This window comes from Amycolatopsis rhizosphaerae (assembly GCF_007713715.1).
Taxonomy (GTDB): Bacteria; Actinomycetota; Actinomycetes; order Mycobacteriales; family Pseudonocardiaceae; genus Amycolatopsis_E; species Amycolatopsis_E rhizosphaerae.
Map to the genome: position 1 here is coordinate 31,009 of NZ_VJWX01000009.1, position 11,109 is coordinate 42,117.

Below are 11,109 nucleotides of genomic sequence, written 5' to 3' on the forward strand. Positions count from 1 at the left end.
GCGGTATTGACACCGCCCGGGTGCCAGAATAGCGTCACGGGTAATCGATTACCCGCACGTTCGCCGGGGAGGCGCGGTGGCCCGCATCGGTGTGATCAGCATTTCCGACGGACGTGATCACGTACACGCGCGAAACGCCGAGTTCATTCGCGGCAAGCAGCGCGCGCTGGTGCGCTCGCTGACCGAAGCCGGGCACGAGGTGGTCGAGGGCGCCGAAGCGGTGGCCACGAACAGCCTCGCCACCTCGGTGGCCCGCGAGGTCGCCGCCGCGGGCGTCGACGTCACGGTCTTTTCCTACGCGGTGTGGAGCTTCCCGCACTTCACCATGCTCGCCGCCGACGCCACCCGCGGCCCGCTGATCCTGCTGGCCAGCACCGATCCGACCGAACCCGGCCTGGTCGGCATGCTCGCCGCGGGCGGGGCGCTCGACCAGATCGGGCGCGCGCACACGCGCCTGTGGGGTGCCCCGGACGATCCGGCGCTCGCCGCCGAGATCGGTTCGCACGCCCGGGCCGCGGCCGCGGTCGCCTCCCTGCGCGGCTCCACCTTCGGCCGCTTCGGCGGCCGTCCCATGGGCATGAACACCGCGGTCGCCAACACCGACCAGTGGATGCGCCAGTTCGGTGTGGACGTCGAGGAGATCGACCAGTACGAACTGGTCCTGCGCGCGGAAAAGGCCGATCCGGGCGAGACCGCGAAGGCCCGCGCGTGGATCGAGGCCCACGCCGCCGGCGTGCACTACGACGGCGACAAGCTCACCCCCGAACTGCTCGACCGGCAGATCCGCTCCTACCAGGCGATCCGGGACATCATCGCCGAACGCCACCTCGACTTCTCCGGCATCAAGGGGCAGCCCGAGCTGACCGAGCACTACGCCACGATGGACGTCACCGAGGCCTTCCTCAACGACCCGTACGACTGGAACGGGCCCAAGGACGTGCACATCACCGCCACCGAGGCGGATATGGACGGCGCGCTGACCATGCAGCTGTTCCACAAGATCTCCGGCACCCCCGTGCTGTTCGCCGACGTGCGCCACTACCACGCCGACCGGGACATCTGGGATCTGTGCAACTCCGGCCAGCACGCCACGTGGTTCGCCGCCCGCAGCGACGATCCGGCGCGGAACCTGGCGAAGGTGAACTTCTATCCCGAGGTGTTCTTCTTCCCCGCGGGCGGGGCCTCGGTCCACCACGTCGCGGCGCCGGGGCGGATGACGCTCGGCCGCCTCACCCGCAAGGACGGCCGGTACCGGCTCCAGCTCATGCTCGGCGAGTTCGAGAGCTACGACGAGGAGACCAACCAGGCACTGATGCGCCAGTCCACCCCGGAATGGCCGCACGCCTTCGCCCGGCTCGACGTGCCCGGCGAGGTGTTCCTGTCGAACTTCGGCGCGAACCACATCCACGCCATCCCGGGTGATCACCGGGCCGAACTGCGGGCGGCGGCGAAGCTGCTCGACGTCGAGCTGAACGAGTGGACCCGTGCCGTCTGACGGGCTGCTGCTGGGCATCGACATCGGCACCTCCAGCGCCAAGGGGGTGCTGGTCTCCCCGCGCGGGGAGATCGTGGCCCGCGCCTGGCGGGCGCACGAGACCTCCCACCCGCATCCGGGCTGGGTCGAGCACGACGCGGAATCCGTGTGGTGGCAGGACTTCCTCGCACTGTGCCGGGAACTCACCGCGGCCGCCGACGGGCGGGCACTCGCGGGACTGGCGGTCAGCGGGATCGGCCCGGTGCTGCTGCCCGCCGATGCCGAGGGGCGCCCGCTGCGCCCGGCGATCCTCTACGGCGTCGACACCCGCGCCCACGCCGAAATCGCCGAACTCACCGCGGAACTCGGCGAGCGGTCCATTGTGGAACGTGCGGGTACGGCGCTGTCCTCGCAGGCGGTCGGCCCGAAATGGCGCTGGCTCGCGCGGCACGAGCCCGAGGTGTACCGGCGCAGCAGCCTGTTCCTGATGGCGAACTCGTACCTGGTGCACCGGCTTACCGGGGAGTACGTGCTCGACCACCATTCCGCCAGCCAGTGCGATCCCATGTACGACCTCCGGGCCGGTACCTGGGCGCGGGACTGGGCGAGCCTGGTGGCCCCCGGGATCGAGCTGCCCCGGCTGCTCTGGCCGACCGAGGTGGCCGGCACCGTGAGCGCCGCGGCCGCGGCGGAAACCGGCCTGCCGCAGGGACTTCCCGTCACCGCCGGTACGGTCGACGCCTGGGCGGAGGCGGCCAGCGTCGGGGTGACCGAACCGGGCGAGACCATGGTGATGTACGGCACCACCATGTTCCTGATCCAGGTTCTGGCCGATCCGCGCCCGCATGCCGGGCTGTGGACCACGCGGGGCGCCTTCCCCGGCACCTACTCGCTCGCCGCGGGCATGGCCACCTCGGGGGCCATTACCGACTGGCTGCGCGGACTCGTCGGCGGTGATTTCGCCGGCCTGCTCGCGCGGGCCGCCGAAGTGCCGCCGGGCAGCCGCGGCCTGCTGCTGCTGCCGTACTTCGCCGGGGAGCGCACCCCGCTGTTCGACCCGGACGCCCGCGGGATCCTCGCCGGACTGACCACCGGGCACGGCCTGGGGGAGCTGTACCGGGCGGTGCTCGAGGGGATCGCCTACGGCGTGCGGCACAACCTCGAGGCCATGCACGCCTCCGGCGGCAAGGCGCGGCGGCTGGTCGCCGTGGGCGGGGGCACCCAGGGCGGGCTGTGGACACAGATCGTTTCCGACGTCACGGGCGCCGAGCAGGACGTGCCCGCCGAGACCATCGGCGCGGCCTTCGGGGACGCGCTGCTGGCGGCCGTGGCCACCGGTGCCGCACCGGAGATCGCGGAGTGGAACCCGGTGGCCCGCACGGTCCGGCCGCGGGCCGGCCACACCGAGGTCTACGAACGGTTCTACCGCCATTACCGTGAGCTGTACCCGGCGACGGCGGAGCTGGCGCATTTCCTGGCGGCCGAGCAGAAGGCGGCCGACCGCCCGGCGAGCTGAAGAAGAAGCGAGGAGGCCTTGGATGCGCTCTGCCCTGGCGGCCGGGTTCGGGGAACCGGTGGGCCAGGGCTGGGTGCAACTGGCGGAGCTGGTGCTGGCCCTGGTGCTGTGCTCGCTCATCGGGCTCGAACGGGAGCTGAAGCAGAAGAGCGCCGGATTGCGGACCCACACGCTGGTCGGGGTCGGGGCGGCACTGTTCCTGCTGGTGAGCAAGTACGGGTTCGGCGATGTGCTGGCCGAGGGGCGCATCGTGCTCGACCCCTCGCGGATGGCCGCGCAGATCGTGTCGGGGATCGGTTTCATCGGCGGCGGCCTGATCTTCGTCCGCCGTGACGTGGTGCGCGGCCTGACCACCGCGGCGGTCGTCTGGATGAGCGTGGCGGTCGGCTGCGCCTGTGCGGCGGGGCTCCCGTTGCTCGCGATCTTCGTGACCGCCGCGCACTTCCTCGTCGTCTACGGCTACCCGCCCCTGATCCGGGTCCTGACCCGCACCCGGCCCGTCACCGCAACCGTGCGGGTCACCTATCAGGACGGGCGTGGGGTGCTCCGAAGCGTGCTCGAACACGCCACTCGTGCGGGTTACTCGGTCGAGCACGTGGTCACCGAACGCCGGCAGGCCGAGCCCGCGGACGAGGACGGCTTCCCACGACCGCCCCGGGGCGGCGGGCGGCTGATCGATCTGCGGATGCGGCTGCTCGGGCCCCGTCCGGTGAACGTGCTGCTCACGGCGCTGGCCGAGCATTCGGGCGTGGTGGCGGTGGAGACCGGGGAAGTCGACGACACGAGCGAATAACCGCACTGGCCTCCATATGGGTGAAATGCGTCTCTTTCACCGTTGTGGGGTAACGGTTGGTGCTCTTCTGCCGAATACCCGTTGACGCGCTCGCCGGAAGCGCGGTGAAGCGAGAGAAGACCCCTGCCATGGGTGTGGTTCCCGCGGTGGACTCCAGGAACGGGCGAGGGCCCGATTCGGGCACGACGGTGCTGATTGCCGCGCTCGGCGTGATGCTGGCCGTCGGCCTGGTCACGCTGCTGGTCGCCGGGCAGCGCTCGGCCGGTGGTCCCGCCCCCTCACCGTCGGGCATGACCGGGGCGCCGGTGGTGGCCGCGCCCGTGGCCCAGGCGGTGGCCCACACCGTCACCTACGAACTCGGCGGCGGGCAGACCGCCCTCGACATCACCTACGTCGCCCAGGGTTCCGCCATCGCGCAGGTCGCCAGGGCCGACACTCCCTGGACCATGATCGTCGAGCGGCACGATCCCGCGGGAGGCGCCCTCTACGTCAGCGTTTCGGCGCGCAACAGCGGTTCCGGACCGCTGCACTGCCGGGTGCGGGTGGACGGGACCACGGTCGCCGAAGGAACCGTCGCGGAGCCGGGCGGCATGGTGCGCTGCTCGAAATCCCTGAGCTGAGCCCGGCCGTCGCGCCGCGGCACTGGCACGATCGAGGTCGTGACGGGTGGCTCGGTGGTGATCTCTCCGATGCTGGCGATCGTGCTGGCCGCCCTGGTGGTGCTCGGCGCCGTCGTCTTCCGCGGCGGTGGTCTCGGGCCGGGCCGGGCGGTGGTCGTCGCCGCGCTGCGGGCCGCGGTGCAGCTCGCGGCGGTGTCGGTGGTGCTCACCGCGGTCCTGCGCTCGGGCTGGTGGACCGGCCTGTTCGTGCTGCTCATGTTCGCGGTCGCGGCCGTCACCTCGGCCCGGCGGGTCGGCGTGCCCCGGCGCGTCGCCCCGATCGCGGCGGCGATCGGCGGCGGGGCCGCCCCGGTGCTCGCGCTGGTGCTCGGCTCCGGCGTGCTGCCGCCGAAGCCGATCGCGGTGGTGCCCGTTTCGGGCATCGTGATCGGCGGCGCGATGACCGCGACCTCGCAGGCCGCGCGGCGCGCCCTCGACGAGTTGAAGACCCGGCACGGCGAGTACGAGGCGGCCCTGGCGCTGGGCTTCCTGCCGCGGGCCGCCGCACTGGAGATCTGCCTCCCCACCGCGGGGCAGGCGCTGATCCCGGCACTGGACCAGACCCGCACGGTGGGCCTGGTGACCCTGCCCGGGGCCTACGTCGGCGTGCTGCTCGGCGGGGCGAGCCCGGTACAGGCGGGGGTGACCCAGATCCTGGTGCTGATCGCGCTGCTGGCGGCCGAGGCGATCGCGGTGCTGCTCGTCGTGCAGTTCGTCGCGGCGGGACTGGTGAGAAGGCACTAGGTTGGCGGCCATGACTGTTGCCGAGCTCGTGACCGACGGCTTCGACCGGATCCGGCAGGTGGTGCACGGGGCGGTCCGCGGCCTGACCGAGGACCAGTTGGCCAGGCGCCTCGATGCGGAGGCCAATTCGATCGCCTGGCTCGTCTGGCACCTCACCCGCGTCCAGGACGACCACCTCGCCGACCTCGAGGGCGCCGAACAGGTCTGGACGAGTCAGGGCTGGCACGAGCGGTTCGGGCTGACGCTCGATCCCGCCGACACCGGCTACGGGCACAGCGCCGCACAGGTGGCCTCGGTGCGGGTCGCCGCGGACCTGCTGACCGGCTATCACGACGCCGTGCACGCCCAGACCGTCGCCTGGCTGTCGGGCCTGGAGGAACCGCAACTCGATCGGATCGTGGACGAGAACTGGGACCCGCCGGTGTCACTGGGGGTGCGGTTGGTGAGCGTGCTCTCCGATGACCTGCAGCACGCCGGGCAGGCCGCCCTCATCCGCGGCATCCTGCTCCGCGGCTAGGACCTCCAGGATGCGGACACGCGGATCAACTCGAGCTTGGCCTCGTCCTCGCTGCCGGGCGGAGCGGTGTAGACGACAGACGCCCAGGGGGCCGGTGAACAGTGAAGCCATGACTGACACCATGCACTTCATCGGCTGCGCCGCCGGATCCGTGGGATGGTGACCGCAATGGCACGCACTCCGCTGATCTCGTCCGAGGACCGCACCGTTCCCGTGACCGTCCAGACCCGGACTCACCTGTCTCCCGGGGAGACCTTCCGGATCATCGTCCCGATCGACCTCAGCCTCGTGTTCAAGGGCTGGGGTCCCTTCCCCGGGGTGCGGGGAGTGAAGAACCAGACCGGCGCCTGGGACTCGGCGGGCCAGTCCCGCAACCCCGACCTCACCGACGGCAGCACCGCCGTCGAACGACTCACGGAGTACACCGCCCCGCACTCGTTCGCCTACGAGATCAGCGGCTTCACCAACGTCTTGGGGCGCCTGGTATCCGGTGTCCGCGGGGAGTGGACCTTCACCCCGGATGCCGAAGGCACGCTCATCCGCTGGACCTACGAATTCAAGCCGCTTCCGTACCGCGGCTGGATCATCCGCCGGATCGTCGTTCCGCTGTGGCGGCGCTACATGCACCATGGTGTCGAAGACGCCAGGCGCGCCGCAGAGGAGATCGCCGCCGCCGGCCTCCCCGCTGACCCCGCAGGCGACGACTACGACCGGGATTGAAAGCGCTCTCGCACGTCAACCGGTGAGCACGCGATCGCGTCGTCGTCGGGTTCGGCTGCGGTGACCCGCGGAAGGTGGACGACGGCGTCGAAGGCTTCCAACGGGTTCAATTCGGTCGAGAACGTGCCGTAACGCTGCATCGAGATGGCCCTGACCGTGGCGGCATCGGCCGGCGGCAGCCGCCGGAGGTCGACTGCGAACGGGCCCTCATGGCTGGCGGCCATGAGCGCGTCGAGGCTGCCGGGCTCGGGCGGCTCCAGTTCGGTGAACAGGGTGCCGGTGTAGAAGTCCGCTCCGGTGTTGAGGGTCTGGCCGCTGCCGTTGGTGGTGGCGATGACGCGGTAGTCCTCGCCGAGCCGGTCGGCCAGGTGCAGCCCCATCGTCGCGGCCGGGGACAGGCCGGGAAAGTGGGCGGGCCAGCGCTGGACGTGGCCGTTGTGCGCGGCGAGCACGATGCGGTCCTCCCGCCGCAGGATCCACTCGACGGTGTCGGCGATCGCGGCATCGCGGTTGTAGAAGGCGCTTTCCCGCTCGCCACGGGCCATCGCGCGGACGTTCACGTCGATGGTGACGGTGAGGCGCAGGGAACGCAGCGCGCGCTCGTAGGCCGCGGCTCCGGTTCGCCGCCGGTAGTCCAGGCACCGCCCCTCCAGCCGTGCGGTCAGTTCGGACAGCCCTGCCGTCAGCGCGTCCCGCCTCGCGGGTTCGAGCCCGTCGTAGGCGGCGATAGCCTGCGCGAAGGAAAATGCCGACGGCACTGCGAACGCGGCGGCGGTCTTCCGGAGGTCCGGGTCCACCGTGAACCCGGGATCCGCCTCGGCGAGGTAGTCGAGAGCGGCGTCCAGCCCGGGCAACAGGGAAAGGTTCGAGCCCGACAGGTCGATTCCGTAGAAACCCACCGGCCGCGCGGCCGTGCGGTTGTGCTGCCGCATCCACTCCAGGAGGGTCCGCATCGGTGCCCACAACCCCATCAGCGACGTCATGCCCTGAGCCAGGACCTCGCCGATCCGGTCTTCGCCGCCTCGGACCCAACGGTCGGTGCGGTGTCCTTCGGTGAACCCGGTCTCCATCGCGTAGGCGCCGAAGCCGTGTCGCTCCACGAGGTAGCGCATCAGGCGATGACGCAGTTGGTAGGACTCGTGGTTGTAGTGCGCGCTTTCGCCGATCGCGACCACCCTCGCGTCCCCGATCACCTCGTCCAGCCAGCCCAGATCGTCCAGCGGGCCGCCCGGATCGAGGGTGTGCAGTGGTCGCACCACCGCGCTGCTGAGGACGGGTGTCTCCGTGTTCGTCGCCATGTCCTGCCCTTCGATCAATGTTCCCAACATTGGGAATGGTACCGGATATGAGATCATTGGGGGGTGGATACGCTAGAACTGCTCCTGCATCCGGTGCGCCTGCGCCTGGTTTATGCCCTGTCCGGCGGGCGCGTCCGCACCACCGCCGAGTTGTGTGCGAGCCTGTCCGATGTCCCCAAGACCACCGTGTACCGGCACGTCGGCCTCCTGGCCGAGGGCGGGGTACTGGAGGTCGCCGGCGAGCAGCGGGTGCGCGGCGCGGTGGAGCGCCACTACCGGCTGCGCCGGGACCGGGCGGTGATCGACGCGGAGGCGGGCGCCTCGATGTCGGTGGATGACCATCGTCGCGGATTCGCCGCCGCCATGGCCGCGCTCCACGCCGAGTTCAACGCGTACCTCGACCGGTCAGGCGCCGACCCGTTCGCCGACCGGATCGGCTACCGGCAGGGCGTCTTCTGGCTCAGCGAGGACGAACTCACCGAGATGATCGGCGAGCTTCGTGCCGTCATCGCGTCGCGGTCGGGCAACCAACCCGCACCGGATCGCAGGCCCCGGCTCATGAGCGTGATCCAGTTTCCCACCGAGGCGGACGGCTGACGGACAGGAATCGGACAGAAGGCGGTCAAGTGCGAGCAAAAGTCTAGACCAATTTCGGTGATGCCTCGCATACTCGTCGAACGGTGTGTTTTCGTCCGGTCCCCGGAGGGAGAAACCATGCGTTCGAGAATCGCGTTCGCCGTTTGCGGAGCGGCGGCGCTCGCCCTGAGTCTCACCACGGCCGCGGCACCCGTCGCGCAGGCGTCACCCGGCCTGCTCGCGGCCATGCAACACGATTTCGGGCTGACGGCGGAACAGGTCCAGACCAGACTCGCGCAGGAGAAGACGGCGGGCGAGATACTGCCCGCGGCCCAGCGTGCCGCGGGCGCGGCCTTCGGCGGCGCATGGTTCGACTCCGCACAAGGCAGGCTCGTGGTCGCGGTGACCGACCGCGCGTCGGCCGCGGCCGTCGAGCGGACCGGCGCGACGACGGTGCCCGCCCGGGTGAGCGCCGCCGTCCTGGACGGTGCGAAGAAGGCGCTCGACGATTCCGCGAAGGCGCGGCCCGCTCCGGCGTCGGTGAGCGGATGGCGCACGGACCCCCGCAGCGGCAGCCTCGTCGTGACCCTGCAGCCCGGCGCGCGGGGCGCCGACGTCGATGCGTTCCTCGCCCGGGCGCGGCAGGCCGGCGCCCCCGTGGCCGTGGCCACCGCGCCGCGTCCCACGACGACCTCGGCAGGCACCGTCGGCGGCGACCCGTACATCATCAACGGCAGCGTGCGGTGCTCCATCGGGTTCTCGGTGTCGGGCGGGTTCGTCAGCGCCGGTCACTGCGGCAGCCCGGGCAACACGGTCACCGGCTGGGACGGCTCGGCGATGGGGACCTTCGTGGGTTCTTCCTTCCCCGGCAACGACTATTCCTACATCGCCATCGGCAACGGATGGTGGACCGTGCCGGTCGTGCTCGGCTGGGGCACCGTGAGCGACCAGTTGGTGCGGGGTTCGGCGGTCGCGGCGCCGGGTACCTCGGTCTGCCGCTCGGGTTCGACGTCGCACTGGCACTGCGGGGTCGTGGAGGGCCTGAACGAGACGGTCAACTACTCGCAGGGCGCGGTGTACGAGATGACGCGGACGTCGGTCTGCGCGGAGCCGGGCGACTCGGGTGGTTCGTTCATTTCCGGTGACCAGGCCCAGGGCGTCACGTCGGGCGGGTACGGCAACTGCAGTTCCGGCGGCGAGACGTGGTTCCAGCCGGTGAACGAGATCCTGCAGACGTACGGGCTGTCGCTGGTCACGGCCTGAGCCGCGGCTCGGCCGCCCACTCGCTCGCGGTGTCTTTCCCGTGAGGGGCCCCTCACAGTCGATACGACCGTGAGGGGACCCCTCACGGCAGCCGGGTGGCAGGTGCAGCCGGACCGGGCGTGGGTGTCGGCGCACCACCGCGGGCGAGCCCTGCTGCACCGGGTCGATTCTCGGATCGGTCTCACCGACAGGGACTTCGCCGTCCTCGACGAGTGGCTGCGGGTCTCATGACGGCGAGCTTGTGGAAACCGCTTTCGACGCCAGTTGTACCAGCGTCGCACCGGCGAGCAGTATCACGGCTCCGGCCAGTTGCGCCCCGCCGAGCGCCTGGCCGAGCAGGAGCCAGGCCAGCACGGCAGCGACCAGCGGTTCCACCAGGGCCAGCACGCTCGCGAGTGCCGATGGCAGCTCACGCAGCGCGCGCAGCCCGGCCAGGTAGGGCAGCACGGTGCAGGCCACGGCGAGCGTCAGCAGCGCCAGCCACACCGGGGCCCGCAGGCCGCCGAGCACCGCGGGGGCGTGGAGCAGGCCCGACGGCAGTGTCCACGGCGGGCTGACCGCGGCCATCACGACCGCCCCGATCACCAGCCCGGCCGCGGTAAGGCCGGACGAGTCGTGCCTGCTCGCACCGTGTTCGCCCAGCAGGAAGTACCCGGCCGAGCAGACCGCCGCAGCCAGCCCGGCGGCGACTCCGGCGAGGTCCAGCCGGGCGCCCTGCCAGACCTGCGCGACCAGAGCCAGGCCCGCCACGGCCAGCCCGATACCCAGCCACACCAGCCCGGGCAGCCGGGTGCGCCGCACCACCCGCACCCACAGCGCGACCAGCGCGGGCGCCAGGTTGACCAGCACCATCGCCACTCCCACCGGCACCCGGGCCACGGCCAGGAAGAAGAACAACTGCACCCCGGCGACGCCGACCAGGCCGTAGCCGAGCAACGGCCACAGGTCGGCGCGGCGGAACCGCAGTGCCTGCGGCCGCAGCACGGCGACCACCGGTGCCAGCAGTATCGCGGCCAGCGCGATCCGCACCGAGGTCACCGCCGCCGCCGGACAGCCCGCCGCCATCACCGCCTTGGCCAGTGGGCCGGAACTCGCGAACAGCACCCACGAGGTCAGGCTCAGCCCGGTCGCCCGGGCACGGCTGGTCGTCTCCATTACGGCCATACCGGCAGTGTGCGGCGGGACCGGGGGACTGGCCAACGGTTTTCCGGCGCCCGGGTGTGGATGGCGCCGGGGAAGTCCTGTGAAGAGGATCAGTCAGCGGGAGTTCCGCGTTCGTTCCCGGTGCTGTCCCGGAACTGGGATCAGATCAGGAATGATGTTAGCGCGTCTTCCGTTCCATCGTTTTTCTGGTGGTGCACACAGCGCCCGCCGCCGGTGGCGATTGTGCATCGATTGCCGTTCTTCCGAATGGCACCGCATTGAGGTGATCTCACCAAGATCGGGTTGGTGAGTCGGAGGCGGCTGGCCTGGGTGGTGGTGTGGACGGGCCCTGCTTGGAGACGGGCGTGGAGTCCTTGGTAGAAGAACTCTCGCCAAAGATGATCTT

The 11,109-nt window shown here is 71.0% G+C and carries 12 protein-coding genes; 10 read left to right on the forward strand and 2 right to left on the reverse strand.

Going from position 1 to position 11,109, the window contains the following annotated elements:
* The first annotated feature begins 76 nt into the window (after positions 1–76).
* The 7 genes from FNH05_RS02160 (at position 77) to FNH05_RS02190 (ending at position 6,423) form a co-directional block, all read left to right on the forward strand.
* On the forward strand, positions 77–1,495 hold the full coding sequence (locus FNH05_RS02160; RefSeq protein ID WP_144585456.1) for an L-fucose/L-arabinose isomerase family protein: 1,419 nt from the start codon (positions 77–79) through the stop codon (positions 1,493–1,495).
* Complete coding sequence (locus FNH05_RS02165; protein WP_144585459.1) at positions 1,485–2,990, forward strand: FGGY-family carbohydrate kinase; 1,506 nt, start codon at positions 1,485–1,487, stop codon at positions 2,988–2,990. The genes FNH05_RS02160 and FNH05_RS02165 overlap by 11 nt, the downstream gene beginning before the upstream one ends.
* A 22-nt stretch (positions 2,991–3,012) precedes the next feature.
* On the forward strand, positions 3,013–3,783 hold the full coding sequence (locus FNH05_RS02170) for an MgtC/SapB family protein (protein WP_144585462.1): 771 nt from the start codon (positions 3,013–3,015) through the stop codon (positions 3,781–3,783).
* 146 nt (positions 3,784–3,929) lie between these two features.
* A complete protein-coding gene (locus tag FNH05_RS02175; RefSeq protein ID WP_246127448.1) occupies positions 3,930–4,403 on the forward strand; it encodes an MmpS family transport accessory protein in 474 nt (157 codons plus the stop codon).
* 69 nt (positions 4,404–4,472) lie between these two features.
* Positions 4,473–5,186: an ABC transporter permease gene (locus FNH05_RS02180; protein ID WP_144585496.1), complete on the forward strand. Its 714-nt coding sequence runs from the start codon at positions 4,473–4,475 to the stop codon at positions 5,184–5,186.
* 10 nt (positions 5,187–5,196) lie between these two features.
* Positions 5,197–5,703 (forward strand): mycothiol transferase, encoded by a 507-nt coding sequence (locus FNH05_RS02185; protein WP_144585468.1) that lies wholly within the window; start codon positions 5,197–5,199, stop codon positions 5,701–5,703.
* Between the two features lie 168 nt (positions 5,704–5,871).
* On the forward strand, positions 5,872–6,423 hold the full coding sequence (locus tag FNH05_RS02190; RefSeq protein WP_144585470.1) for an SRPBCC family protein: 552 nt from the start codon (positions 5,872–5,874) through the stop codon (positions 6,421–6,423).
* Here the strand turns inward: FNH05_RS02190 and FNH05_RS02195 are convergent.
* The gene (locus FNH05_RS02195) at positions 6,408–7,751 is read right to left on the reverse strand and encodes an erythromycin esterase family protein (RefSeq protein ID WP_246127452.1); all 1,344 of its coding nucleotides are present in this window, start codon (positions 7,749–7,751) and stop codon (positions 6,408–6,410) included. The genes FNH05_RS02190 and FNH05_RS02195 overlap by 16 nt on opposite strands.
* A gap of 33 nt (positions 7,752–7,784) precedes the next feature.
* Between FNH05_RS02195 and FNH05_RS02200 the strand changes: the two genes are divergently transcribed.
* From FNH05_RS02200 to FNH05_RS37760, 3 genes are all read left to right on the forward strand, one after another.
* Positions 7,785–8,318, forward strand: a complete 534-nt coding sequence (locus FNH05_RS02200) for a helix-turn-helix domain-containing protein (RefSeq protein ID WP_144585473.1) — start codon at positions 7,785–7,787, stop codon at positions 8,316–8,318.
* A 117-nt stretch (positions 8,319–8,435) separates the two neighbouring features.
* Positions 8,436–9,560, forward strand: a complete 1,125-nt coding sequence (locus FNH05_RS02205; RefSeq protein ID WP_144585475.1) for a S1 family peptidase — start codon at positions 8,436–8,438, stop codon at positions 9,558–9,560.
* A 69-nt stretch (positions 9,561–9,629) separates the two neighbouring features.
* The gene (locus tag FNH05_RS37760; protein WP_186382331.1) at positions 9,630–9,791 is read left to right on the forward strand and encodes a hypothetical protein; all 162 of its coding nucleotides are present in this window, start codon (positions 9,630–9,632) and stop codon (positions 9,789–9,791) included.
* Here the strand turns inward: FNH05_RS37760 and FNH05_RS02210 are convergent.
* A complete protein-coding gene (locus FNH05_RS02210) occupies positions 9,786–10,724 on the reverse strand; it encodes an EamA family transporter (protein ID WP_144585478.1) in 939 nt (312 codons plus the stop codon). The genes FNH05_RS37760 and FNH05_RS02210 overlap by 6 nt on opposite strands.
* Positions 10,725–11,109 lie beyond the last annotated feature (385 nt).